Source organism: Paenibacillus xylanilyticus (assembly GCF_047246825.1).
GTDB classification, from domain to species: domain Bacteria; phylum Bacillota; class Bacilli; order Paenibacillales; family Paenibacillaceae; genus Paenibacillus; species Paenibacillus xylanilyticus_B.
This window is the reverse complement of record NZ_JBFOLB010000001.1, coordinates 1,783,856-1,809,823: the sequence shown is the minus strand read 5'-3', so window position 1 is coordinate 1,809,823 and position 25,968 is coordinate 1,783,856. Positions and strand designations below refer to the sequence as shown.

Genomic DNA, 25,968 nt, shown 5'->3' with positions numbered 1-25,968 from the left:
AGCAACGAACGCATCTGGAACTCTTGAACAAATAGATGGTACATCTGCTGGAGAGGCTGTCCTTCGTGCCGCTCGAGCCTTTGTACAGGGAGATGTATCAAAGCATACAGACGGACACGACTGGCCGCATATCGAACGGGTGACTGCACTTGCTGTTGAGCTTGCCCATCGAATAGGAGCAGATCCATTTGTCTGTGAGCTCGCTGCACTGCTTCATGATGTGCCGGATGAGAAGCTGAACGAAAGTCTGGAAGCCGGGATGGAGAAGCTTCACGGGTGGCTGGATCAGCAGCAGCTTGAGCCAGGCACCCGTGAAGCTGTCGTCAACATCATCAGCACGATCTCCTATGCGGGAGGACAGCGTCCAGCCGTATCTTCGCTGGAAGCGCAAGTCGTCCAGGATGCAGATCGGCTGGATGCGCTTGGTGCCATTGGTATCGCACGCACGTTTGCTTTTGCGGGAGCGCGAGGACGTGAAATGTATGATCCCTCCCTTCCGCCGCGGGATCAGATGACCCGGGAGGAATATCGGAATGGACGCAGCACGACAATTAATCATTTTTACGAGAAGCTCTTTAAGCTTAAGGACCTCATGAATACGTCCTATGGCAAAGAACTGGCAGAGCAGCGCCATGCATTTATGGTGGAATTCGTGGAACAGTTCAAACGGGAATGGGAAGGAACAGATCGTTAGGCAGGATTAAGTTGCACATGACAACCATAAATGGGCAAACTTTTGGCGTGGTGAATACCACATTCCAAAGGTTTGCTTTTTTTCTTTTTCGAGAAAACAGGTGATGTGATCGTGTGAACTGAACATTATGAGGAATCACATGGAAACCACAGAGCGTCCGTGGTAAAATAAGTCGTTCTGATAAAATTTATGATGAAGTTACATGGCTGTGGAACATACAAAGGGGCTGCTGTTATCGTTAATGGATGAAAAAGTGGAAAAATTGGATCAAAATAATTTAACAAAAAAAGAAATACGGGGTAATAATGATTATTAATAAGTTATACCGAATTGAAAGTACAGGTAAGGAGGGGTTACCGTGTCGTTTGGAGCACGCGTGCTTAAGACAGGGATTGCGGTAACGCTTGCTCTGTACCTGAGCATGTTTTTGAATCCGCAGTCACCGGTACCGGCTGCCATAGCTGCCATCTTTGCGATGCAGCCATCTATTTATCGCTCATGGAAATATTTCCTGGATCAGTTGCAAACGACTACCCTTGGAGCTATTGTCGCCCTGTTGGGCGGGATGGTACTGTCCAATGAGCCGATCGCTGTTGGATTAATTATCGTACTTGTTATCATGATTTGTCTTAAATTGAACATGGGTGAGACGGTAGGGCTGACCCTGGTCACGGTTGTTTCCATTATGGAAGCTTCAGGTGACTGGCACTTTGCATTAAATCGGTTTCTGCTGACACTTGTCGGTATTGTATCTGCGTTTCTCATCAATATCACGGTGTTTCCGCCCAAGCCCAAGGTACAGTTCGTGAAGCAGATCCAGAATGTGTTCAACAGCATGTCGCTGCTGTTACGCACGTCCATCTCGGATGAAATCAAGGAAGTTGTTTTCAGGGATGAGAAGGGCAATCTGGGCGGTTCCATTAAATCGCTGTCGGATAAATACAATCTGTTCGAAGAAGAACAGAAGAAGATGAAGCGTTCCAAATTCAGCGAGACCCGGCAGATGGTCGTATATAAACAAATGCTGCTGAGTCTGCAAAAAGGGTATGATGTGCTGGATTCCGTGGAACGACATTATTTCCAGGCACAGCGGACACCGGAAATGGACCAATTTTTTGATACGCATCTGGAACTGGTCATTAAATTCCACGAGCACGCACTGCTCAAGTTTGAGGACAAATTGAAGCCGAACGGCGAAGAAGCTGCACAGTTTATTTTGGATAATGATCGATTCATGGAACAAGCCATATCCCAGTTTGATGTCGATCAGGAAGGTATGCTGAGACTGTCGATCGTTGCTGCAGCGATTTATGATTACGGATATCAATTGGAACGTCTCAACAGGCTTGCCGAACATGTGCATAGTTCAAGTGAAGACCATGAGTCACAGGATAAAATTCTGAATTGGCTCAAATGGCCGTAACGCCAATTGCATGCAGGCTTCTCCATCATATACAATAGAATGACAACGTGCAGCCCGGACAACTGTGTCCGGGTTGTTTTGTATACATAACGAATAAAGACCATTTTAATGAACCGAGGTAGAATGATATGAATGTAAAACAACTTGATCCAGAACTAGTTGAATGGCTGAGTGGTAATCAGTTAGAGGGGAAACAGCATGATGCAATGCAGCTATTGACCGTGTCAGAAGATGGATGGCCGCATCAGGCCATGATAAGCATGGGTGAGATCATTGCCATCAGTCCGGATACGCTCAGACTCGCTCTATGGCCGGGAACGCAGACAAGTATGAATATGAACAGAACAGGCAAGGCTACCTTGATTGCAGTACATGACCATATGCTGTTATATGTTCGCTTGGATATTGGTGCACTTCCCAAGTTAAAGGAAGCCATTCATCCAAGAGATCGGTATGAGGCTCGAGTGGTAAGCGTGCGTGTGGATCGCGCTCCGTATGCAGATATTACGTCAGGAATCACATTTCAATTAAAAGATGAGACGGCATCCATAATCCGATGGAAAGAGACGATTGCAGAATTGCGTCAGTAGAAAAAACAATTATACCTATATTCATCCAATTGGAGGGTAATAATAAAGAGGTCTGTTTGATGGATTACAGCAATATTTAAATTAGAAACAACAAAAAACGCCTCCGCTTGCATCGGGACGCTGTCACTGGTACAATAAAAAATGGTTTTCAGAAAATTAGAACTAATTAACATAAAATTAAAATGTTTACTTTCTAATTAATTATACCATAGCCTTTTCGGGCTTGTCAAATGGGCTTTTGAGGACACAATCCGGGGAAAGAGGGGCGTATTAACATATGAGTACAGACCAGCAATGGAGTGAGGAGCAGCAGCGGGTCAATACAGTAACCGATCAGATCGAGCGGAAAATAACCGAGTTGGAAGAAGAGGTGGGTTCCTTCCGGGATGAAGTTGTGGAGATGAGAAAAGACTTCTGGGACGAGGTCACCATGAACTTCAGTGAAGCAGATGACGTTGGGGAAACATCCACCAGCATGCGGCAGCAATCGCAGGTCCTGTCTGATCGTGAACGCAGTCATTTAAATACAGCAGCGGCTCTCGACAAGATGAAACGATTGCATCACTCGCCCTATTTTGGACGCATTGATTTTAAGGAAGACGGTTATCCGCAAGCAGAGCGCATTTATCTGGGAATTGCCTCCCTGCTGGATGAGAAGGAAGAATCCTTTCTTGTCTACGACTGGCGGGCACCGATATCCAATTTGTATTACGATGGTGCACCGGGTCCGATAACTTATCATACACCGAGCGGTGAAATCAGCGGCGATATCGAAATGAAACGGCAGTTTGTCATTCGGGACGGACGCATCCGATTTATGTTTGATACCGGGGTTACGATTGGGGATGAGCTGTTACAGGCGGTGCTGAGCCGGACATCGGATGCACAGATGAAAAGCATCGTGGCGACGATTCAGAAAGAGCAGAACCGAATCATTCGCAATGACCGCACCCGCATGCTGATTGTGCAGGGCGCGGCTGGCAGTGGCAAAACATCAGCTGCACTTCAACGTGTAGCCTATCTTTTATACAAGTACCGCGAGCATTTGCAGGCCGATCAGATGGTGCTCTTTTCACCAAACCCGATGTTCAACAGTTACGTATCCACTGTACTGCCTGAGCTGGGGGAGGAAAACATGCTGCAAACGACGTTTCAGGAGTACTTGGAACGTCGTCTTGGCCGCGAATACCAGCTTGAAGATCCATTCATTCAGCTCGAATATGTTCTTTCCAATACGGAAGATCCAGGATACACCGCACGCATGTCAGGCGTTCGCTTCAAATCATCCGAGTCGTTCCTCAGAGTCATTACGCGTTTCAAGGATAGCCTGATGTCGGAAGGCATGAAGTTCAAACCGGTACGCTTCCAGGGGCAAGCGGTTGTAACAGCAGAGGCAATGGCTGAGAAATTCTACAGTTTCGGATCATCTGTCAAGCTGGTGAATCGACTGGAGATGCTGCGGGACTGGATGCTGAAAGAATTGTCTGCCTTTGGCAAAAGTGAATTGGAGGCCCCTTGGGTAGATCAGCAGTTGGATCTGATGGAACCGGAAGACCTGCAGCGAGCTTATCAGCGCCTGAAGCGCAAACAAAAAGGGAAATCGGATACGTTCGATGATTTTCAGCAGGAAAGGGAGATCCTGGCCCGGATGGTGGTCAGTGATCGACTGAAGCCTTTGCGCAAATGGATCAAGTCCCTGCGATTCGTCGATATTCGTCAGTTATACGCGCATTTGTTCCAAGACCAGGCACAGATGCTTCGTCTTCTGGAAGACGAGGCACTGCCTGCCCACTGGGAAGAAATCTGCAGCATGACCCTTCGCCGAATGAAAGTGCAGGAACTCGCTTATGAGGATATTACACCTTATCTGTATTTGCGGGAGCTGCTGCTTGGATTCCATATCAACTCGAATATTCGTCATGTGATCATTGACGAGGCGCAGGATTATTCCGCATTTCAACTGGCCTTCATGAAAAGACTGTTTCCACGGGCAAAAATAACCGCTTTGGGTGATTTTAATCAGGCGATTTATGCCCATTCTTCGGTGCTCAGTGGTACTGGACCGCTGACGAACCTGTATGGACCGGAAAATACCGAAGTGATTGAGCTCACGCGAAGCTACCGTTCAACGCAGGAAATTGTGGAATTCACACGGGGGATGGTCCCAGGTGGGGAAGAGATCATTCCATTCAACCGCAGCGGCGAAAAGCCGAGTGTTATTGTGACATCCGATGTTCAGGAGCATATGAATAAGATTACAGCGGATCTGACTCACCTGATTAAGGAAGGGTATGAATCGGTTGCAGTCATCTGTAAAACAGCAGAAGAGAGCAAGGAAGTGCATGAGGCACTCAGTCAGGTTCTGCCTGCCGCACCAAAGCTGATCAAAAAAACAACGCTTGCCTTTGAGCGGGGTGTACATGTCATACCGGCCTACCTTGCAAAAGGCGTGGAGTTTGATGCGGTACTGATCTATGACGGTTCTGCCGGACAATATGCGCAGGAGCACGAACGCAAGCTGTTCTATACGGCGTGTACCCGAGCGATGCATTTACTGCACGTGTACAGCCTCGGAAAACCAAGTCCGTTCATTACATCACAGCCACAAGAATTATATGCCATGGGCAATGTCTCTGCGGCTCAAGCGGATTAACAGGGTGATACTTGTATAGGAGAAGACTTCCGTCCCTTGGACGGGGGTCTTTCTATATGTGATAAGGTTGGACCTGGATGAACCGAATGAGAGCACTGGATAACCATTCCTGACATGTGTTTGGATGGGTTAGGTTCAATGGATAATTTTCGAGCATGAATTTGTTTTCAGACACAATTGATGTAAATTTTCTTTACACAGGCAGTGTGTACTCATATAATCGTAACAATATATTTTTTTTGGGATCGTTTACTGAATGAAGGAGGCAGTGGCATGAACAAACCATCTTTTGAACGGCCATTAATGGCAGATTGCGTACCTGATCTGGTGGCAACAGCACGTGGAGATTTGAAGGCGACATTGGTCATTCGGGGCGGGACGCTGGTTAATGTCATCTCGGGAGAAATTTTGCCTGATATGTCTGTTGCAGTACAGGGTGCACGGATTGCCTATGTTGGCAAGGATGTAAGCCACACCATTGGAGAACATACACGCATCATCGAAGCGGAGGGCAAGTACATTGCTCCAGGGCTGCTGGATGGACACTGTCATATCGAAAGCACACAAATGAAGGTGACAGAGTTTGCGAGAGCTGTACTGCCTTCGGGTACAACAGGTGGTTTTTTTGATCCGCATGAGATTTCCAACGTACTCGGACTTAAAGGTCTGCGACTGATGCTGGACGAAGCGCGGACCACACCGATGGCTGCCTATATGCAGGTGGCTTCCTGCGTGCCTTCCACACATCCTGGGCTGGAAACGACGGGGGCTTACATTGGACCTGAGGAAGTGGCTGAAGCCCTCTCCTGGGGACCGGACATGATTGGGCTTGGAGAAGTTATGAACTTCCCGGGTGTCGTATACGGCGATGAAACGATGATCGGAGAAATCCAGGCCACACTCCGAGCTGGCAAGGTGGCAGACGGTCACTTTACCTGGGCAGCGGACGACTGGCGTTTACCCGCTTATGCAGCAAGTGGTGTCACCGGAGATCATGAATGTGTAACCAAGGAAGATGTTGTGGAGCGTCTGCGGCTCGGCATGTATGCCAAAATGCGTCAGGGATCGGCGTGGCATGACGTTGCCGAAACGATTAAAGCCTGTACCGAACTGGGGCTGGATACCCGCCGGATGATGCTGGTGACCGATGATCGGAGCTCTGAATCGCTACTCAAAGAAGGACATATGGACTTTGTTGTTCGTCTGGCCATTTCGCAGGGCGTCAAACCGGTGACGGCCTTCCAGATGGCTACGATTAACACAGCTGAACGTTTTGGTGTGGCACGTGATATTGGTGCAGTCATTCCGGGCAATATAGCCGACATTATTTTGCTGGATGGCCGACTTGCAGATGTACGTGTAGGCTTGACCATTGCTGCCGGGCATGTTGTTGCGGAGAATGGGAAGATGACTGCCGTATGGGACAGCTTCACTTATCCGGAAGAGGCGCTGAATACGGTGAAACTGGAAGCCAACATTCAGCCCAAGGATATGGAACTGGCTGCGCCAATTACGGAGGGGACCATCGGAGCCAAAATCATTCATGTGACGGAGAACCATGTAGATACGAAGGAGAAGCATGTTCCTGTTGCGGTACAGAACGGCAAAGTCGTTGTCTCCACGACAGGGGATATCTGCAAAATCGCTGTGCTGGAACGGCACAAACAAACCGGGAACAAGGCGGTTGCCCTTGTGGGCGGTATTGGCTTTACGCGTCCGGCAGCCATAGCAATGACCGTTGCGCATGATAGTCACAACCTTCTGATTATCGGTAATGATGAGGCATTGATGGCTGATGCCGGTAACCGGGTGATTCGCATGCAAGGTGGAGTCGCTGTGCTTGCAGGTGATAAAGCAACCGAGTTTCCGCTTCGGATCGCAGGCTTGATGTCCACAGAGTCATTTGAAGAGGTCGCCATGCAATCTGCTGCCATCAGCGAAGCGCTGCAATCGGCAGGCTGTACGCTGAATAATGCATTTATGACACTTTCCCTGCTTGCTCTGGTTGTCATTCCTGAGCTTCGTTTATCCGACAAGGGACTGGTACGTATCTCGGCAGACGGCATTGAACTGGTGTCTTTGTTTGATCAGACAGCTGAGCATATCTCCAATACACCTGCCGGAACATAAAATGATCATACGTTTCTGCTGATCTTGGGTGGGATCCTATACAGATATCCACAGAGAATAAATAGAACCAGATTGAAAAGCAAAAAGAAGTCGCTCTCCAAAGCGGCTTCTTTTTGCTTTTCCTTGAGAAAACGCTTCCTAGGCCTTCTGTTGGTCATTTTCATATGGCAATAACGACAGAAGTCGTGGGGAAAGATTGCAATGATTAAAAATATTTTAATAATTAAGACTTTAGAACTATGAATACAGAAGTGTGAATACCCGAAATAATCTTATATGATTCTTTCGTCGTGAGTCCAGAAGATGATATTGCATATGAAAGCAATATGCATAAACGAATTGTTCATCTGATTCATAAAATGAATAGAAAACGATAGATTTTCTTCCAGGTTTCGACGAGGGAGCGGTAAAACACAAGGGGAGTGTACAAATATGCAAAGCAAGCGGGGATTACACTTTATTAAAATCATCAGTTGTTTGGTCCTGATTGCAGGTGTCACGTTCTCATCCAAGACCATTGCGCAGGGTTCTGTAGAAAGTTATGAATCCATTCATGGCAATGTGGAAGGACCAATTAGAGCCACTTGGGTATGGGATACCACTCAGATTGAGAGCAATCCACAAGAGGTTCTGAAATTCGCCGTGGATCACGATATCAACACGATCTATTTGCAGATCAATCGAGACGTAAAGATTCCATACTATACGGACTTTATTCGCAAGGCCAGAGCTTATAATATCGCTGTCGATGTAATGGATGGAAGGGCGGCTTGGGGGCTGTCCGAAAGCAGAGAGCAAATTGCAAGTTTCCTCGACTGGATTGAAGCTTATCAGAATCAGGTAGAACCTAACGAGAAATTTGCAGGGATTCACCTCGATATTGAACCACATGTTCATCCGGAGTGGAAAACCAATCAGGCAAGTGTAATAACACAGTGGCAGGGGAATGTTCAGTATATCGTTGACCGTGCAGCACTGATGAATATGCCCGTAGCAGCAGATCTGCCGTTCTGGCTGGATAACTACAAAATCCCGGGTTCAACGATGGCGGTGAGCAGCTGGATGATCCGGAAGTTTGATTCCATTACCATTATGGCTTACCGGGATACAGCCGCTGCAATCTATAGTGTGGCGAAAGACGAGCTTGCTGAAGCATCCCTGCTGGGCAAATCGATATCCATTGCCGTGGAGACAAAGCAGAGTAAGGAAGGGGAATTCATTACGTTTTATGAAGAAGGGTCCGCGTATATGGAGTCTCAGCTTAAGCTGGTGGAGAAGTTGGCCGGAGAGCACTCTGCATTCAACGGTTTCTCTGTACATGAATACTCTTCCTGGAAGACGTTGAGATAATCTAAACTGAATCAAGGGCTGCATGCCGTAAAAATGAAGAAGGTGCTTTTACAGCTTATCCGCTGTCAGCACCTTCTTTCCTTTATATTAGGGCAGGCTCCATCGCCACTTTTTCATAGAACATTTTCCGGTATTGTGAGGGGGTGGTGTTTTTGTGTTTTTTGAACGTTGTGATGAAATAGCTTAAGTGTTCGAAACCGACATCCATGGCGATGTCCACAATTTTGTGATCGGTGTTCTCGAGCTGGTAACAGGCCTGCTGCACACGGTAGTAGTTAATGTAGTCGACAGGACTTTTTTGAACCATTTGCTTGAAAAAACGGCAGAAGTGCCCTTCACTCATATTGGCCTCATCCGCAAGCTCCTTCAGCTTCAGGGGCTCGGGGTAGCGTTTATGGATATAACCAAGCACGGATTTGAGACGCTCCACCTTGTCATGGCTGCCTGTCGGAACAGTTCCTTTGAGCCGGGCAGGGCGCATATGATCAAACATTCGGGCAAAGATGAGGTACAGGCAGGCTTTTGTTGTCATTTCACAGGTATCTGAACCAGCGGCGTGATCCGCAAAAATCCGTTTGAGGTGCGAAAGGATTTCCTGCCCCCAGTCATCCTCTGGCTTCATATGAAAAGGAGGAATGAGTTTCTTGTGAACGAGCGGACCTATAAATTTCTCCTGCACGGCATCAAAGGTCCGGCTGCCCAGCAGCTCCGGGCTGAACACGATGGACGAAAAAACGCAGGGGACATCACCTTTTAAATATCCTGCATGAATTTCGCCGCGGTTGATAAATATCGCTTCCCCGGCTTTCACCTCAACCGTATTCATGTCAATCTGGAACACTGCGCTGCCCTGGGTCACCATGGTGAATTCCATCTCATCATGCCAGTGGCAATCCAGAATGCTGTCTCCATTTAATTGTTCGATATCCGGGTAAACACTGACTGGATACATCGCATTGCCGTGAATTCGGTCTTCGCGTAATCGTTCACGTTCCATAGAAGTGTCTCCTTTGGTGTTATTATTAATGTAATCGTTTCCATAGATTGGTGATCTTGTTTAAGAATCGGGCAGAAAATATCAAAATCGTGATATATTTGGTCAAAATATCGGAAGAAAACCATGATTAATATCAATATTATTATAGTATAACCGAAGGGGGAAAGAAAACATGAAATTTACTGATGGATTCTGGATGACTCGTGAAGGATACCAAATTCAAAACCCGACTGACATTCGTGATATTGTGCAAAAAGGCGATTCTTTGACCGTATATGCGGCAACTAAATATATTCGCACCAAGGGCGACACTTTGAACGGTACATTGCTTAAAGCAACGTACAGCTCACCTATGCCTAACGTTATTCGTGTAACCTTGAATCACCATAAGGGAAAAGTGAAAAAAGGGCCTGAATTTGAACTCAACCATCAAGATGTGAATGTTGACATCTCGCAAGATGAACAAGGTGCTGTTTTGAAAAGCGGCAATCTGGAAGTTCAAATCGACAAAACGAAGGGCTGGGACGTCAACTTCCTGTATGGAGGAAAACGGATTACAGGCAGCGGCCAAAGAGCGGCTGGATATATTACAGGTCCGAGTAAAGAAGCGTACTTCCGCGAGCAGCTTGATCTAGGCGTTGGTGAATACGTTTACGGTCTCGGCGAGCGCTTCACGCCGTTTGTTAAGAATGGCCAAGTGGTTGACACTTGGAATGAAGACGGCGGTACAAGCAGTGAACAGTCATATAAGAATATTCCTTTCTATCTGTCCAGCAAAGGATATGGCGTATTTGTAAACCATCCTGAACGCGTATCGTATGAAATTGCATCTGAGAATGTATCTAAAGTGCAGTTCAGCGTAGAAGGAGAGAGTTTGGAATACTTCATTATCGGCGGTGACAATCCGAAGGATGTACTTGATAATTATACTAAATTAACAGGCAAACCAGCGCTTCCGCCGGCATGGACGTTTGGTCTGTGGCTGACAACATCATTCACAACAGATTATGATGAAGCAACGGTTAACCATTTCGTAGATGGTATGGCTGAACGTGATCTTCCGCTTTCCGTATTCCACTTTGACTGCTTCTGGATGAAGGAATACCAATGGTCTGATTTCGTATGGGATGAAGCGATGTTCCCGGATCCGGAAGGCATGATTCGCCGTTTGAAAGACAAAGGCCTAAAAATCTGTGCTTGGATCAACCCATATATTGCTGAAAAATCCTACTTGTTTGATGAAGGTATGGAGAACGGTTATCTGGTAAAAACAGCGGATGGCAGCGTATGGCAATGGGATATGTGGCAAGCAGGTATGGCTCTGGTTGATTTCACAAATCCGGACGCCGTTAAATGGTATAAGAGCAAGCTGGAAGTACTTCTTGATCAAGGCGTTGATTCATTCAAAACGGACTTCGGCGAAAGAATTCCAACAGATGTTGTATACTTTGACGGCTCTGATCCGGTTAAAATGCACAACTACTATACACATCTGTATAACAAAGCTGTATTTGAATTGCTTGAAGAGAAGATTGGCAAGAATGAAGCTGCCTTGTTTGCACGCTCGGCAACAGCAGGTGGTCAACAGTTCCCGGTTCACTGGGGCGGAGACTGCTCTTCTACTTACGAATCCATGGCTGAATCGCTTCGCGGCGGCTTGTCGCTCGGACTTTCCGGTTTCGGCTTCTGGAGTCATGATATCAGCGGATTTGAAAATACAGCAACCCCTGACGTTTACAAACGCTGGGTACAATTCGGTCTGTTGTCTTCTCACAGCCGTCTACACGGAAGTACTTCGTATCGTGTGCCTTGGCTCTTTGATGAGGAATCCGTGGACGTTGTTCGTGACTTCACTAAACTCAAAAACAGCCTGATGCCATACCTTTACAATTCTGCTCAGGAATCGACTGTGAAAGGCATTCCGATGATGCGCGCTATGGTGCTGGAATTCCCAGAAGATCCTGCAACATATAGCCTGGATACTCAATACATGTTTGGTGATTCGATTCTTGTTGCGCCGATCTTCAATAAGGAAGGCGATGTAACTTACTACTTGCCAGAAGGAACGTGGACTAACTTCCTGACAGGTGATAAAGTTCAAGGCGGTCGTTTTGTACGTGAGAATCACAACTTCCGCACCTTGCCAATGATGATCAAACCAAACAGTTTGATTGCAGTGGGTGCGACCAATAGCAAACCGGATTATGATTTTGCAAATGACGTTTCCCTGCACTTGTTCGAGCTCGCTGATGGCAACACTGCGCAAGCGGTTGTTGTGAATCAACAGGCTGAACAGGAACTGGTTGTGAACGTAACCCGCAATGGATCTATTCTGGAGGTACGTGCTGAAGGTGCAGGCAAGCCATGGAACCTGGTACTTCGCGGTGTAGAAAGTGTATCCAGTGTCGAGGGTGGATCCCAGGCGGCTGGTGAACAGGGCATCGTTGTAACTGCAGCAGCAGGCACAAGCTCGCTTACAATTCAACTGTAATTTGAATGGATGACTCAGAGGACGGTACCGCAAGGTGCCGTCTGTTTGTCTCCAATTCAGGCAGGTAAATGTGGTTACAGTGAGTCAATCATAGTATGATTGATGAGAGACAGAAGTAGACAGGAGATTGAAAGAATTTGAGCACACTTTTTACCGGCCTACACCGGGCTATTACAACCGAGATGTTACATCTACTGGTGGAGAAAAATTTTGGAACCGCTACCAAAGTAAAGGGACATGCTCTTTTGCAAGGCGGACTTTTTAATACAACCTACCGGATTCAACTGGAACATGCAGATTATTCGGATGTCATTTTACGCTTGGCACCTGAAGGGACAGACCCGTTATTGGGGGATAAGGATGATCCATTATTCTCCTTTGAACGCAAGATGATGGCAGCTGAGCCTGTGGTTTATGAGAAATATCAAAAGGCAGGAATTCCTGCTCCAAACGTCATTGTTTGTGATGACAGTGGTTCGGTCATTCCGAGAACGTACATGTTTATGGAGTTTATCCCCAGCAGGCAGCTGGATCATTCGTCAATCTCATTGTCCGAGAAAGAGAAGCTCTATCGTCAACTCGGTGAGTATACCGCTGCCATGCACCGGATTGAGGGAATCTCATTCGGCTGGCCGCAAGGTGACGGTACGATGAAAGGATCGGATCGCTGGTCCGAGGTACTGATTGCTTTTGCTGAAGAAACAGCGTACAAAGCGGAGCGGGTCGGATATATGCCTGGTGTTGGTGAACAGATAACGAGCATGTTCCGAAATCACAGCGAATTATTCGATGAGGTGACCGTTCCCGTACTTGTCCATAATGATCTGTGGGAAGCAAACGTATTGATTCATGAGAAAAATGGGGCCTTGAGTATTGCCGCGATCATTGATGGAGATCGGTCCATGTTTGCCGATAGGGAGTTTGAAGCCATCCTGTCCACAGCGCCACCAGCATTCCATAAGGGATACGGCCAAGCTCTCGATATGTCTGATAAGGGACTCGCACGCCGGCTTGCCTATCGAATCTTGTCCTCTTACTTTAATGCGTATGTCCACGAATATCAGGTCGATCAGCCTCAGGATGGGCAGAGATTTCGTCAGCGCACGCTGGATCTTATGGAGCAATGGAAGATGATGCTTGAACCATACCAATAATCGGGAGGGATAAGTATGAAGGAATATGAACAATACCCAATGTGGGATGCAGCATTGCCGCTGGAAAAAAGATTGGATGACTTAATTTCACGGTTGACGATAGAAGAGAAGATCAGCTTAATTCCTACACGCGAAGCAGCAGTCCCGCGGCTGGGGATTCCTGCATATAACGTTGGAGGCGAGGCTGCTCACGGGGTGGCCTGGAAAGGGGAGGCGACTGTGTTTCCGCAGCCGCTCGGACTCTCCAGTACATGGAATACGTCACTCATGCGTGAGATTGGTTCTGTTATTGGGGACGAAGCCAGAGCATACCACCATCGTGAGCCTGAGCGTCACGGATTGACCCTATGGGCACCAACCGTCGATTTGGAGCGTGATCCCCGGTGGGGCAGAACGGAAGAAGGGTATGGTGAAGACCCGTTGCTAACGGGGGAAATGTCGGCAGCTCTCGTCCAAGGCATGCAGGGGAATCATTCATTCTATCTGAAAATGGTAGCTACGCTGAAGCACTTTTTTGCCAACAATAATGAAAAAGATCGGCTCAACTGTTCTTCCAGCATCGACCCACGAAATTTGCGTGAATATTACCTAAAGGCATTCGAGACACCGTTTGTTGAGGGTGGAGCCTTATCCATGATGACAGCGTACAATTCCATTAACGGCACTCCAGCGATTGAGAGCCCTTATGTAAACGATGTGGTTAAGGGTGAATGGGCTATGCCAGGTTTTATCGTCTGTGACGGAGGAGATCTCTCCCAGACCGTAAACTATCATGGATATCATGCGACGCATGCAGAATCTGCAGCAGGTGCCTTGAAGGCAGGCGTGGATTGCCTCACAGATGAAGTAGATTTGGTGATCTCCGCATTACAAGAGGCCCTTGAACGCGATTTACTGAAGGAGGAGGATCTGGACCGGGCCATTCGGAACATTTTTGGTGTTCGCATGCGTCTTGGACAACTGGATCGGACAGGCCTCAACCCCTATGCATCCATACCGGAGTCTGTTCTGTGCGCGCCGGAGCATGCCAAATTAAGTTATCGAGCTGCGACAGAGTCCATCGTATTGCTGAAAAATGAAGGTTTGCTTCCATTAAAATCCGATGCGCTTCGCAAGGTCAGTGTAATTGGACCTCTCGCAGATGCAGTATATACCGATTGGTATAGCGGCACGCTTCCGTACCGGGTAACGGTACTGGATGGCCTGCGGAGTCGATTGACTAATGCAGAGGTTCTTCATGAAGACGGGAATGATCGTGTTAGCTTCAAGACTACGGAAGGGCAGGTATTAACTCTCGGCGCTGAAGGAACACTTATTGCTGTTCCGGAAGGCAGGGCAGAGATGGCCGAATTCGTACATCAGGATTGGGGCTGGGGCAGCCATACATTACGAAGTGTGAAGAATAATCGTTATCTTACGTTAACTGAGCAAGGCACATATCAGGCGAATGCACCGGAGATCGGTGGATGGTTCGTGAAGGAAATTGTGCAATTCGATCCTCAGAAGGATGACAGCAGCATACTGCGATCGTGGAATGGGAATCCATTGGGCTTGGCCGAACAGCAAGGCAAACTTGTTTTGACACCAGTTGTTCAGCAAGCAGAGGATGGAGCAGATACCTCAAAAGCAAGCAGCTCGGTAATTGGGTCGAAAGAGCCGGTGTCGTTAGTGAAACACATTGAAACCAGTGGTGTTGAGCGGGCAGTAGATGCTGCCCGGGCAAGTGATCTGTCTGTTGTCGTCGTTGGTAACAGTCCTTACATTAATGGCAAGGAAGAAATAGATCGGCCAGGTCTTACACTCCCGTACGAGCAGGTCCGTCTGGTAAAAGAGGTATGCAAGGTTAATCCGAATACCGTCGTAGTTATTGTCGGAAGTTATCCGTTTGCATTGCAGGAGTTAAAAGACATAGCTCCAGCCATCGTATATTTAACCCATGCAGGCCAAGAACTCGGAAATGCGGTTGCAGATGTGCTGCTTGGTGCATATGCTCCGGCAGGTAGACTGAACATGACATGGTATGAGGATGAGTCTCAGCTTGCCGATATCATGGATTACGATATTATCAACAACGGTACAACATATATGTACCATGAGGGTCCGGTTTTGTATCCTTTTGGTCATGGTCTGACTTATTCTGAATTTGAGTATGAAAACATTAGCGTTCAGGAAATATCCGGACTAAGCGGAGATGATGTGTTGAAGGTTGAAGTACAAGTCCGAAATACAGGAGAATATGCGAGCGATGAAGTCGTGCAGCTCTACGGACACCCGCAAACGTCCCGAGTGAAACGGCCTTTGAAGCAATTAATTGGCTTTCAGCGCATTCATCTTGCATCCGGTGCGGCCAAGTCGGTTTCTTTTGAAATCCCTATACCAAAGCTATCCTTCTGGGACGTCACGCGTGACAGATATTGCGTGGAGACGGCAACCTGGTCCATTATGGCTGGACGCTCCTCGGCGGACATCCGCCAGACAGCTGAGATTCATATTGAAGGTGAGGTTATACCTGCTCGCCAGTTGGACATGCCAACCTTTGCAGAGAATTACGATGAGCATGCAGGTATGCTTCTAGATGAATGCCTGGAAGGACGATCTGCAGTTCGGGCCATTGTTCCTGGAGAGCCGCTGTATAGGGAAAGTCAGCCATCCTGGATTGGTTTCCTGAACAATGGGACACAAGGAGCTCATACATTTGAGGCACGGGTAGCCGCTTTCGGTGAAGATGGTGAACTGCAGATTCGTTCTGAAAGCCCGGATGGACCGCTTCTTGGCCTGTGTCCTGTACCTATTGGCGTCTCTGACTCCACATCGGACCAAACTGACTCGGACATCTTCTGGACGACTGTACAATGTTCGCTCGAACAACCTGAGCAGGATTTGGATCAGTTATATATTGTGTTCAAGGGTGGCGCAGCCATACAACAATTTTGTTTAAAATGTTAAAATTGATTCCAAAGTGGCAGCATATGCTTCAATTCAATCCATGCTAAGAGCAAAGGCCGTTCCTGATTCTAGAATCCGGGAACGGTTTTTTTCATGCGCGGAACTGAACTTTTTTACATATCCCGTATAATCATTTGACGAACAACCCACAATAACATTGTTGTTTTCCGATCTCGTAAAGGTGGTTAAGGTATGAAAGATAAAAAGTGGGACCTCGTCGCACTCGCTTCCATCCCGTTGATTATGACCTTGGGCAACTCCATGCTCATTCCGATCCTTCCGCAGATTGAGCGTGAACTGAAAGTCTCCTCATTCAAAGTAAGCATGCTTATTACGGTCTACGCCGTTGTTGCAATCCTGCTTATTCCGATTGCGGGGTATTTATCGGATCGATTTGGACGAAAAGCGGTCATCATACCGAGCCTTATCATCGCTGCAGCTGGGGGCGCAGTCGCAGGTGGAGCAGCGTTAATGCTGGACGGAAGCACGGCATACTGGACCATTCTCGGTGGGAGGTTACTGCAGGGGATAGGGGCAGCAGGAGCCTTCCCCATCGTAATTCCACTCGTTGGCGACATGTTTGATGACGAGAAGGAGGTCAGCAAGAGCTTGGGTATTATCGAAACGTCGAATACGTTCGGTAAAGTATTAAGTCCCATTTTGGGAGCAGCTCTGGCTGTGTGGCTCTGGTACTTGCCATTTATGGCGATACCGGTGCTCTGCTTGCTTTCAGTTGTCCTCGTCATTTTCCTTGTGAAAACGCCTAAGAAAAAGGAAAAGCCACCGACATTTTCCGAGTTTGTTTCTTCAGTTCGGAAAGTGCTCAAAGAAAAAGGACGCTGGCTTTATGCACTGTTTGCCATTGGTGGAATTTGCATGTTTGTTATTTTTGGCGTGCTGTTTTATTTGTCAGAGACATTGGAATCTGAGTTCAAGCTGAAAGGTGTTCTTAAAGGGCTTGTTCTTGCAATCCCGCTGGCGGCCTTGTGCTTGTCATCATTTTTGGCAGGAAAATGGATTGGTAAAAACAAGGTGCGCATGAAGTGGGTAGGTTTTGCAGGACTTGTGGTTCTGACGGCTTCCCTGATCATCATGGGGCTGTGGGATAACATCTATCTGGTGGTAGGATTATTTACCCTTGGAAGCGCAGGCATTGGTGCCACGCTGCCATGTCTGGATGCACTAATTACTGAAGGCGTTGACAAAGAGCAGCGTGGTACAATTACAGCTTTATTCAGCAGCATGCGTTTTATTGGAGTCTCTTTGGGACCACCTGTTGTATCTCTTCTGATTGGCACTTCGCATTTTATTCTTTTTGTTGTGCTTGCAGCTTCTGGAGCGATAGGCGGTCTGCTTACGTTACTGGCAGTTAAGCCGGAAAAAGGGGATCAGCCGACCTCAGGAAATACGCATGGCAAACAGGGGGAAAATGCTGATGGCAATCGAGAATTTAGACGGGTACCGATCAGGAGGAAGAAGAGTCCATTCTAATTGAACAGTGAAAAATATAACGAAAAACGCGCTTGCTTATGAGACAAAGATTCTCAACATGCAAACGCGTTTTTTTGTATTGTGATTATTCGGTGGCATTATTTCTTCTCAACTGATTTGTCTGAAGTTTGTTCCATTGATTCCGTATCTTTAGCAGATATATGCGTATGAGCAAGCAGCGGATGAACGGAAACTGCGAAAGTTCCACTTCGTTTACCTTGAATAAGATAGACCAGCAAGAACACAATCATGAATATGACAGAATACCGGTACATATCCGTGTAGCTCGTCATGGAGGCGATAGCTCCAAGCAGCAGAGCTCCCATAGCAATTCCCAAATCAAGTGTATTCAAGAACATTCCGTTCGCCATCCCGCGCTGGGTTGGAGCTACAATCTGAATCATCCAGGTCTGCAGTGAAGATTGCATGGAACCATATCCAATGCCGTATATAAATGCTGCTACAAATAAAATCGGCATGGACGTTGCAAAAGAGAGGATAATCAGCCCGACAGCAACGAAAATCGCTCCAGGAATAAGGAGAGCCTTGGGTCCCTTGCTGTCGTACAATCTACCGGCAAACGGTCTTACAAGCAGTACAGCTAAGGCATTAAACAAGAAAAATAACGCCGGGTTGGACAGATTGGCCTCTTTACCATATAAGACAATGAATCCGACAAGGCCGCCGTAGGTAACAGATAACAGGCAGTTCAGAAGACTGGGCAAGATCAGTTTGCGGTTAAAAGGAATCTTCTCACCAGTACCAGATACCTTCGCGACGGGCACTGCTGAAACTCCTTGGGATTGGGCGCCTTTCTTGCGTGTTAACGAATAACTGAGTGGATAGATAACGACAATTACGCCGGCCGTACATAGCATTAGTGTTACGAATCCTGAACCCTGCAGCAAAGTCACGCCGATGATAGGGCCCATGGACATGGCAAGGCTGGTGGACAACCCGAAATAGCCCATCCCTTCTCCCATTCGCTTAACCGGGATGATGTCGGAAGCCATCGTTGGGAAAGCCGTGCTGCTCATCCCGAAACCGACACCAAAAATCATGCGCAGCAACAAGAGGACAGCTATACCAGCAGCAAAATAATACCCGAGTGTAGCCAGCAGGGCTACAGACAGGCCGATGTAGATCATGGCATTGCGAAGCCCCTTCTCAAGCGCTTTGGCTGAGTACAGTCGTGCTGCTATTGCACTAAGTGCAAACAGACAAGTGAATAGGCTGACTTCAAAAGCATTGGCGTGGAAACGTTCCTGTACGTAGGAAGGAAGTGGAGAAACAATCATATGCAGCTGCAGGAAAAGCAGGAAGTTACAAAGCATAAGCAAAATAAAGTCGGTGGTCCAAAGTTTAACCTGTGTAGATTGGTCTTTCATATTCATTCATTCCCCCTGAGATGTCATTTCATTTACAAGTTGCGATTGATGAGGGAAAGAGTATGTTTAAATGCTTCCATCTGGTCTTCGGGTATACCTTCAGCAAGTTCTTTATTCATTTCTCTTTCAATGGGAACCAGTTTCTCGATTAAAGCTTTACCTTCCGTCGTCAGATAGAGGAGATAGGCTCTTCGATCCTGTTCACTGGTCCGGCGTTCAACCCATCCCTTTTTCTCGAGCAGATCAATGATGCGTGCAGTTGTAGGTTGATCCTTGAGAACGCGATTGGCAACTTCCTTCTGATTCACGCCTTCTCCCTTATCGATATTGAATAGAACAGAGAATTGCTCTGTTGTAATATCGTAGGGTTTAAAGCGGGTCGCAAGTAAAGCAGCAGCTTTGCGATGTGTAAAGCCCAGCATAAACCCGACAGATTGCTCCAGTGAATATTCCATACGAACGTAAGTCCTCACTTTCTTGTATGAAGCATCTTCAATTTAATTAGTTGTTATAACAACTATATGTGATGCAAGCAATTTTGTCAAAGATATTTGGATATCTGCCTCTTCCATAACGGTTTGTGCGAAAGTTAGAAAATGCTGATAGAATGGAAGTGAAACAGCTTAGTTGGAAAGTAAAGGATATCTTTAGAGGAATGCCGAAGACCATTCTGCTCCAGTCGATGTGGAGCCAACGAGGAGAGTTGAGTATGCTGAAAAACATTCCTGCAATAATTTCTCCAGAACTGCTTAAGATTATGTCCGAAATGGGTCATGGGGACGAATTGGTCCTGGCTGATGGCAATTTCCCCGCAGCCAGCCATGCTCGGCATCTCATTCGTTGTGACGCTCTGGGAACGGTAGAGTTATTGGAGGCCATTTTGAGTTTGTACCCACTGGATACTTATGCAGAGCGGCCGGCAGCCGTGATGCAGGTTGTTGAGGGAGATCAGGTCGTGCCGATCATCTGGGAAGATTACCGCAGATTGATCCTTGAGCATGAAGGCATCACGGACGCGTTTGACCAGGTAGAGCGATTCTCGTTCTATGAGAGGGCCTCCCGTGCTTATGCGATCATTGCTACCGGTGAGCGTGCGCAGTATGCGAATCTGATTCTGAAAAAAGGGGTTATTTTCCCGGACACCGATCCTTATCCGCAAAATCAACAAGTTGAACTAAAGTAAAATTTTATAATTATGGCGACGGAGCGGCTGACGCTCTGTTCGCCTTTTTGTTTTTTCGAAAACGCAGCCAATGGATCACCACATAAACGATCGGCATGGATTCAACAACTAAGGTATACACAGGTACCGCATAGGAACGGATAGCCAGCTCATAGGAAGCAGCGTCTTTTGCATATTGAAGCACGAAGGCTGCCGCTGTTCCTCCAAGCAGATAAACGACGGATTTCTGCTGTTTGATCCCACTGAGTTTGGAAAGACACACGGAAGCTACATATAAAAGAAATGAGCTTCGGGTGAACATGGTCGTAGACCAGATGGCAATCAATACAGGGTCGAGGTTGTCCAGGAAGTCGCCATATCTGGCGAAACGTATCATCTCAAGCAAGGGATAACGCAAACTTGCCGCCACATAAGGGCCAAAATTCATGATCGTAAATATCCAAAACGTAAGAATGAACACAACAACTGTACCTCCGGCTAGAACCATACTCTTCAGCATGGAACGCTGGAAAACAACAGCAGGGGCAAGGAATAGAAACATCATCCATTCCGAGAACCAGGGCATTGTCGAAAGGGAGCCGAATAAGAGCTCCGACAGATCATGATGGGTCAGCATGGAAGTCAGGATCCCCGGATTGCCTCCGCCACCTACAGTGGGGACAAGAAAGGTAGAAGTGATCAGTTGTACCACAAAAATACCCTCAGACATAAAGACAATCGTGATCAATCCTGAACGAGCAGACAGACAGATGCACAATATGGTTATCGTTGCTGTTAACCATATGGGGGTTTCGGGAAGATACATCGACTGCAGGAAAACGATAAAATTTTCCACATCAATCGACAACAGATAGACACACAACAGGGCAACCATTCCGATGTAAAATCGATGCACATATTTGCCAACGATCTTTTCCCCATAGGAAAGCCAAGGTTGGTCCGGGTGCAATGAGCCGAGTTTGTATGTGAAAAGAAGAAAGACCAGGCTTATCGTAAATCCGCCAATGGTGGACAGCCAGCCTTGATAGCCGCTCATTTTGAATAATCGCTGTAATAGAAAGGCAACAGGTTCCGAGTACAAGTACACAAACATGAAACGATATGCTTGTCCGGCAGTCAGGTGGTTCATGGTTATCCCCTTTCCTTATTGGGTGATCCGATCAGCCCAGCCGAAGATGAATTGGATCATATCATTAGGATTAGGCCATCCAGCCCAGCTCACCGCAAGTGTATTCCATACAAGATAGAAGAGCAGTATGACGAAGTATATCCGTCTGATCGTTTTTTTGCTGGAGCGAACAGAGGACCAGTCCATTAAGTACAGTCCGGCAAACAACAGTACGGCTATCATGCGATTCCTCCTGCGTAGTTGGTTGGCAAACATTCTTTGGGACCCATTAGAAGCTGGATTCCGACCCCACGAATTGGATGTTGATATCCGTGTTAACATGGAATTGCAAGTCATTCTTCATATAGTTTATCCACTGGGGACGAAGCTTTTCCCAGGTTTTTGGATACCTCCATTCCAGTCGATAGCCGAGTCTCAAGATATCTGCGCCTTTGTGTTGGCCTGTCCTGATTGCACTCGTTAGGTGAGTGCTCACCTTTTCACCGGCTGCCTGTTCGATTTCCCTGACGGCCACGATATCCTTCGCTTTGAGCACGGGAATGACCGAATTCAATTCCGCTTTTCCAATCAGCTTAATGTCAAAGACTGGCTCCCCTCGTTCCATGCGAACGTGTATATCCGAGTGCATATCATAGAGCGTCATGCTTGCTTTTTCTTTTTTGGTTCGAACGGATATGGTCATGGAATCCAGGCTGCGTTCAGCCCAGGCAACGGCCCGAGCCTCCTCGTCAGTAAGCGTGCCAACCATTTTCATTTGTCTGAATAAGGCGCCGCCGGTTTGGCTGACCCACTTTTTCAACTCCCCTTCCTCGCTAGCCATGTGGCGTTCTTGGGCAGTCAGCATGGATGAAGCAAAACCCTGATTCATCTTATCAGCGGCAAAGATATTGAGCACCTGGGTCTTCAGCATATTCTCTTCAGTGGAGAATTCACGGAGCACGTCACTCGGTGTTTCTTCAAATACCGGCGTAAGATCAGAGACATTTTTGGCCTTGCCACTAGCAACCATGATGTAGCTGCTGAGATGAAATAAAGGTTCTCGCGCAATCCATGCCAGCGTATCCTCGATTCCTTCTCTTGCATATGCTTCGCCAAAGACAACGACCCGTGTATGTCCCCAAGAGATTTTACGTGTAAGATCGGTCTGAATTTTCTCCAGCGCATCAGCTATCGTTGGTGCGGTAGCAGAGACGACGGCATAAGGGTCCTTGCCCGATCCACCCCCGCCTTCAGGAGCAAGCCGATTGGGGAGAGGCATGCTGAGTGTTACCTCGATTTCTCCCGGTATATCCGCTTTGTCAATGTACATGGCTGTAATAAAAGTTCGCTCATTGATCTCCACCTTGGACCAGCATCCACTGCACAGGAGTAAGCTGATCAATACGAGTCCACCTTTATGTAACAGATTGAAGAGCTTCATGGTGTGTCTTGCCTCGTTTCATTATCCGCAGCATAAGCTTTGGTTCTTTTCTTCATCCGAAACCATGGCACCCGGATAAACGTGTCCTTGAAGTCACGAAGCACCAGTGGAGCGAATGGCTGCATGTAAGGAACACCAAAGGAACGAAGGTTTACCATATACCAGTAAATCAGATAGATAGAGATCACCACACCGAACAATCCTAACGTTCCCCCCATAAACAGAATCGGAAAACGCAGCAGCCGAAAAGCCAGGCCTAGTTCAAAATGCGGGATAATAAAAGCGGCAATACCTGTAATGGACACCACGATGACGAGTGGAGCGGATACGATACCAGCCTGCACTGCGGCTTGCCCAATGACAATTCCTCCGATTATGGATACCGTTTGTCCCAATGGTTTGGGGATACGTATTCCTGCTTCGCGTAATCCTTCAAAGGTAATCTCCATGATAATCGCTTCGATTAATGCCGGAAAAGGAATGTTCTCCCTTGCTGCAGCAATGGTAATGAGCAGATTGGTTGGAATGATTTCCGGGTGGAAGGTCGTGACCGCAACGTAGATGGAGGGCAGTAAAAAGGCAATAAAAGAAAACAACAGCCGGATCATGCGGATAAACGATGCAGAATGAAACCGTTGGTAATAGTCCTCTGAAGATTGCATCAATGAAAAGAATGTTACGGGAATCAGCAGCGAAAAGGGTGTCCCGTCCTGCATGACGCCAATACGCCCTTCTACCAGAGCAGCGGCTACGGTATCCGGTCTTTCGGTATACTGGTACTGCGGAAAAGGAGACAGTGGATGTTCCTCCAAAAATTCGGACAGATAGCTTACCCCCAAACTGCTGTCCATATCAATCTCGCCAAGACTATTCAGCACATTTTCCAGGATATCCGGTTTACACAATCCCTGGATGTAGACAACGAAAACCTCGGTTTTCGTATATTTGCCGATCGTGAACTTGATCATTTTAAAGTCAGGATGCTTGATCTTGTGCCGCAAAAGTGACATGTTTACGTTAATATCCTCAATAAATGCTTCTTGAGGTCCAACAACAACAACCTCATTGGTTGATTCCGGGACAGAGCGCTTCTGATAATTTTGAACGGAAAACAAAAGCATGCCTGACAAGCCTTCCAGGTATAGTGCTGCGCTGCCGGAAACAATATCGTCTACCAACTGTTCCAGTGAATCGGAACGCTTCGATTCCAGCGTGAAAAACTCCCCGCTGATGACCCGGGATAAAAAGAGAGGTTCGACTTCGTTCTGGGACACCTTCTCCAACAGCGGTTTGATGATGGATTCCCGCATAGCCGCTGTATCTACTATGGATTGAATGTAAATAAGTACACCATTCATCGGCCCCAGCTGTAGTGGTTGATAGACGATGTCGGAAATGCCGATGAAACGTGTTTTAAGCTGTTCGAGAATCGTCTCCGTATCCATGGGATGCACTCCTTTATCTGCGAACTTTGGATATGACCGGTAGTAAGTTATAGTCTGCGACGCGTGGGCTGAATTATTCTAAAATTCCGGGGAGTACAATATATTACAAACTTTGATGCAGATGTTGTATGGGGATCCAGGAAGGGTTCGTTTACAATGGAGATATGTGAAATGAAGATGAGCTGGAAGGGAGCCATAGTCGGGATGACATATAACATTAGACGTGCCCGCCTTGATGATATCGAGGATGTCAGCAGGCTGTTTGATCAATACCGTATGTTCTATCAACAGACAAGCGATATAGAAGGTGCCGCCAGATACATACGCGAACGGTTGGAACGAAACGAATCGGTCATTTGGATAGCGGAAAAGGAAGCGTTTCCGGGAACGGGAAAAGGAGAAAAGGCAGACGATACGCATCACAACGAAGGGAGCCATGGAAATACAGATTCAAGCATTCAAACTCCTCTGGCTGGCTTTGTTCAGCTATATCCCAGTTTTAGTTCGGTGTCCATGAGTCCGATATACGTTCTTAATGATCTGTTTGTACATACGGAGTACCGTCAGCAAGGTATAGCTCGCAAGCTGCTGCAGGCCGCACAAAACCGGGCAAGAGAGACTAGGGCAATTCGAATCACCTTATCAACCGCAATAAGCAACAAACAGGCACAGGTATTATATGAATCAGAGGGATATGCGAAAGATACACACTTCCTGTATTATGAACTTAATCTGTGAGAAATGATGAAAAGCTAATCTTTGAAACAGAAATAGGCGAGGGAGGGATTGACGCAAAATGATGCAGTGGATAGCCATGATCACCATGCTGATTGATCATATAGGAGCAGTCTTTTATCCGCAGATAGAGGAACTCAGAATCATTGGCCGTATTGCATTTCCCATATATGCATTTGCAGTGTATATCGGTTATAAGCATACACGGAATGTCCAAAAATACATTTGGCGTTTATTCTGGATTGCAGTAATTTCCCAAGTACCGTTTATGGCGGCATTTAATCATATGTCATTAAACGTAGTATGGACACTATGGACATCTTTGCTGGTTCTGCTGGCACTGGATAAACTTCCAAACCGCTTATTGGGTATCCCTATTGTTATTGGGGCAGGGATTATCATGGAGATGACCGCCATGGATTACGGAATGTACGGGCTGCTGTTGGTCATGTTATTCCGATACTTCCAGGGACCTGTACTGGTGCTGGGGCATGTATTGTTGACTGCGCTCTATATCCAGCTCTACAGCAGCTCGGTGCAAATGTACAGCGTAATCGCTACATTAGGCATTGCCATCGCGCAGTACTACGGCGCAGGGTTTCGTTTGAAAGGACCAAGGTGGATCTGGCGCTATTTCTATCCAGCCCATCTTGCCGTAATCGCTATTATTCGCTGGACATAAAAACAAGCAAGCCACCTCACTGTCATAAATGACGGTTAGGTGGCTTGTTTGTTTTTGTAGATGGTAT

20 protein-coding genes are annotated in these 25,968 nt (G+C 47.1%); 13 read left to right on the top strand and 7 right to left on the bottom strand.

Features of this window, described 5'->3' with window-relative positions:
• Positions 1 to 31 precede the first annotated feature (31 nt).
• From AB3N00_RS07800 to AB3N00_RS07775, 6 genes are all read left to right on the top strand, one after another.
• Positions 32 to 694, top strand: a complete 663-nt coding sequence (locus AB3N00_RS07800; RefSeq protein WP_413035217.1) for an HD domain-containing protein — start codon at positions 32 to 34, stop codon at positions 692 to 694.
• 358 nt (positions 695 to 1,052) lie between these two features.
• The gene (locus AB3N00_RS07795; RefSeq protein WP_175399825.1) at positions 1,053 to 2,117 is read left to right on the top strand and encodes an FUSC family protein; all 1,065 of its coding nucleotides are present in this window, start codon (positions 1,053 to 1,055) and stop codon (positions 2,115 to 2,117) included.
• A 128-nt stretch (positions 2,118 to 2,245) separates the two neighbouring features.
• Complete coding sequence (locus AB3N00_RS07790; protein ID WP_413034040.1) at positions 2,246 to 2,707, top strand: pyridoxamine 5'-phosphate oxidase family protein; 462 nt, start codon at positions 2,246 to 2,248, stop codon at positions 2,705 to 2,707.
• Between the two features lie 277 nt (positions 2,708 to 2,984).
• Positions 2,985 to 5,360 (top strand): RNA polymerase recycling motor HelD, encoded by a 2,376-nt coding sequence (gene helD, locus AB3N00_RS07785; protein WP_413034039.1) that lies wholly within the window; start codon positions 2,985 to 2,987, stop codon positions 5,358 to 5,360.
• A 273-nt stretch (positions 5,361 to 5,633) separates the two neighbouring features.
• Positions 5,634 to 7,490 carry an adenine deaminase gene (ade, locus tag AB3N00_RS07780; protein ID WP_413034038.1) on the top strand — a complete coding sequence of 619 codons (1,857 nt, stop codon included), beginning with the start codon at positions 5,634 to 5,636 and terminating at the stop codon, positions 7,488 to 7,490.
• A gap of 432 nt (positions 7,491 to 7,922) precedes the next feature.
• The gene (locus tag AB3N00_RS07775) at positions 7,923 to 8,840 is read left to right on the top strand and encodes a hypothetical protein (protein WP_413034037.1); all 918 of its coding nucleotides are present in this window, start codon (positions 7,923 to 7,925) and stop codon (positions 8,838 to 8,840) included.
• Between the two features lie 82 nt (positions 8,841 to 8,922).
• On the opposite strand, the gene AB3N00_RS07770 is transcribed toward AB3N00_RS07775, so the two are convergent.
• Positions 8,923 to 9,837: an AraC family transcriptional regulator gene (locus tag AB3N00_RS07770; protein WP_413034036.1), complete on the bottom strand. Its 915-nt coding sequence runs from the start codon at positions 9,835 to 9,837 to the stop codon at positions 8,923 to 8,925.
• Between the two features lie 172 nt (positions 9,838 to 10,009).
• Here AB3N00_RS07770 and yicI point away from each other — a divergent pair, with 172 nt between their 5' ends.
• The 4 genes from yicI to AB3N00_RS07750 all read left to right on the top strand — a co-directional run bounded on the left by yicI (position 10,010) and on the right by AB3N00_RS07750 (position 17,919).
• The gene (yicI, locus tag AB3N00_RS07765) at positions 10,010 to 12,328 is read left to right on the top strand and encodes an alpha-xylosidase (RefSeq protein WP_413034035.1); all 2,319 of its coding nucleotides are present in this window, start codon (positions 10,010 to 10,012) and stop codon (positions 12,326 to 12,328) included.
• Positions 12,329 to 12,465: 137 nt separating this feature from the next.
• A complete protein-coding gene (locus AB3N00_RS07760; protein ID WP_413034034.1) occupies positions 12,466 to 13,482 on the top strand; it encodes a phosphotransferase in 1,017 nt (338 codons plus the stop codon).
• A gap of 15 nt (positions 13,483 to 13,497) precedes the next feature.
• Positions 13,498 to 16,428 carry a glycoside hydrolase family 3 C-terminal domain-containing protein gene (locus tag AB3N00_RS07755; protein ID WP_413034033.1) on the top strand — a complete coding sequence of 977 codons (2,931 nt, stop codon included), beginning with the start codon at positions 13,498 to 13,500 and terminating at the stop codon, positions 16,426 to 16,428.
• Between the two features lie 192 nt (positions 16,429 to 16,620).
• Positions 16,621 to 17,919, top strand: a complete 1,299-nt coding sequence (locus AB3N00_RS07750) for an MFS transporter (protein WP_413034032.1) — start codon at positions 16,621 to 16,623, stop codon at positions 17,917 to 17,919.
• 98 nt (positions 17,920 to 18,017) lie between these two features.
• Here AB3N00_RS07750 and AB3N00_RS07745 read toward each other — a convergent pair whose 3' ends face one another.
• Both AB3N00_RS07745 and AB3N00_RS07740 read right to left on the bottom strand, forming a co-directional pair.
• Positions 18,018 to 19,307: an MFS transporter gene (locus tag AB3N00_RS07745; RefSeq protein WP_413035216.1), complete on the bottom strand. Its 1,290-nt coding sequence runs from the start codon at positions 19,305 to 19,307 to the stop codon at positions 18,018 to 18,020.
• Between the two features lie 32 nt (positions 19,308 to 19,339).
• Positions 19,340 to 19,762 carry a MarR family winged helix-turn-helix transcriptional regulator gene (locus AB3N00_RS07740; protein ID WP_413034031.1) on the bottom strand — a complete coding sequence of 141 codons (423 nt, stop codon included), beginning with the start codon at positions 19,760 to 19,762 and terminating at the stop codon, positions 19,340 to 19,342.
• 254 nt (positions 19,763 to 20,016) lie between these two features.
• Here AB3N00_RS07740 and fucU point away from each other — a divergent pair, with 254 nt between their 5' ends.
• Positions 20,017 to 20,490 (top strand): L-fucose mutarotase, encoded by a 474-nt coding sequence (gene fucU, locus AB3N00_RS07735; protein ID WP_413034030.1) that lies wholly within the window; start codon positions 20,017 to 20,019, stop codon positions 20,488 to 20,490.
• Positions 20,491 to 20,500: 10 nt separating this feature from the next.
• On the opposite strand, the gene AB3N00_RS07730 is transcribed toward fucU, so the two are convergent.
• From AB3N00_RS07730 to AB3N00_RS07715, 4 genes are read right to left on the bottom strand one after another with little or no spacing between them, the layout of a single operon-like run.
• Complete coding sequence (locus AB3N00_RS07730) at positions 20,501 to 21,619, bottom strand: GerAB/ArcD/ProY family transporter (RefSeq protein WP_413034029.1); 1,119 nt, start codon at positions 21,617 to 21,619, stop codon at positions 20,501 to 20,503.
• Positions 21,620 to 21,634: 15 nt separating this feature from the next.
• On the bottom strand, positions 21,635 to 21,841 hold the full coding sequence (locus AB3N00_RS07725; protein ID WP_413034028.1) for a hypothetical protein: 207 nt from the start codon (positions 21,839 to 21,841) through the stop codon (positions 21,635 to 21,637).
• A 46-nt stretch (positions 21,842 to 21,887) separates the two neighbouring features.
• Positions 21,888 to 23,000, bottom strand: a complete 1,113-nt coding sequence (locus AB3N00_RS07720) for a Ger(x)C family spore germination protein (RefSeq protein WP_413034027.1) — start codon at positions 22,998 to 23,000, stop codon at positions 21,888 to 21,890.
• A gap of 35 nt (positions 23,001 to 23,035) precedes the next feature.
• Positions 23,036 to 24,484: a spore germination protein gene (locus tag AB3N00_RS07715; protein WP_413034026.1), complete on the bottom strand. Its 1,449-nt coding sequence runs from the start codon at positions 24,482 to 24,484 to the stop codon at positions 23,036 to 23,038.
• Positions 24,485 to 24,688: 204 nt separating this feature from the next.
• Between AB3N00_RS07715 and AB3N00_RS07710 the strand changes: the two genes are divergently transcribed.
• Both AB3N00_RS07710 and AB3N00_RS07705 read left to right on the top strand, forming a co-directional pair.
• A complete protein-coding gene (locus AB3N00_RS07710) occupies positions 24,689 to 25,222 on the top strand; it encodes a GNAT family N-acetyltransferase (RefSeq protein WP_413034025.1) in 534 nt (177 codons plus the stop codon).
• Positions 25,223 to 25,280: 58 nt separating this feature from the next.
• Positions 25,281 to 25,901, top strand: a complete 621-nt coding sequence (locus tag AB3N00_RS07705; RefSeq protein ID WP_413034024.1) for a TraX family protein — start codon at positions 25,281 to 25,283, stop codon at positions 25,899 to 25,901.
• The last annotated feature ends 67 nt before the right edge of the window (positions 25,902 to 25,968 follow it).

Bases quoted from the DNA above. Each gene is read 5' to 3' on its own strand.
- AB3N00_RS07770 (WP_413034036.1), bottom strand. From the start codon at position 9,837: ATGGAACGTGAACGATTACGCGAAGACCGAATTCACGGCAATGCGATG.
- helD (WP_413034039.1), top strand. From the start codon at position 2,985: ATGAGTACAGACCAGCAATGGAGTGAGGAGCAGCAGCGGGTCAATACA.
- fucU (WP_413034030.1), top strand. From the start codon at position 20,017: ATGCTGAAAAACATTCCTGCAATAATTTCTCCAGAACTGCTTAAGATT.
- AB3N00_RS07740 (WP_413034031.1), bottom strand. From the start codon at position 19,762: ATGGAATATTCACTGGAGCAATCTGTCGGGTTTATGCTGGGCTTTACA.
- AB3N00_RS07755 (WP_413034033.1), top strand. From the start codon at position 13,498: ATGAAGGAATATGAACAATACCCAATGTGGGATGCAGCATTGCCGCTG.
- AB3N00_RS07725 (WP_413034028.1), bottom strand. From the start codon at position 21,841: ATGATAGCCGTACTGTTGTTTGCCGGACTGTACTTAATGGACTGGTCC.
- AB3N00_RS07750 (WP_413034032.1), top strand. From the start codon at position 16,621: ATGAAAGATAAAAAGTGGGACCTCGTCGCACTCGCTTCCATCCCGTTG.
- AB3N00_RS07775 (WP_413034037.1), top strand. From the start codon at position 7,923: ATGCAAAGCAAGCGGGGATTACACTTTATTAAAATCATCAGTTGTTTG.
- AB3N00_RS07715 (WP_413034026.1), bottom strand. From the start codon at position 24,484: ATGGATACGGAGACGATTCTCGAACAGCTTAAAACACGTTTCATCGGC.
- AB3N00_RS07790 (WP_413034040.1), top strand. From the start codon at position 2,246: ATGAATGTAAAACAACTTGATCCAGAACTAGTTGAATGGCTGAGTGGT.
- AB3N00_RS07705 (WP_413034024.1), top strand. From the start codon at position 25,281: ATGATGCAGTGGATAGCCATGATCACCATGCTGATTGATCATATAGGA.
- AB3N00_RS07730 (WP_413034029.1), bottom strand. From the start codon at position 21,619: ATGAACCACCTGACTGCCGGACAAGCATATCGTTTCATGTTTGTGTAC.
- AB3N00_RS07745 (WP_413035216.1), bottom strand. From the start codon at position 19,307: ATGAAAGACCAATCTACACAGGTTAAACTTTGGACCACCGACTTTATT.
- ade (WP_413034038.1), top strand. From the start codon at position 5,634: ATGAACAAACCATCTTTTGAACGGCCATTAATGGCAGATTGCGTACCT.
- yicI (WP_413034035.1), top strand. From the start codon at position 10,010: ATGAAATTTACTGATGGATTCTGGATGACTCGTGAAGGATACCAAATT.
- AB3N00_RS07710 (WP_413034025.1), top strand. From the start codon at position 24,689: ATGACATATAACATTAGACGTGCCCGCCTTGATGATATCGAGGATGTC.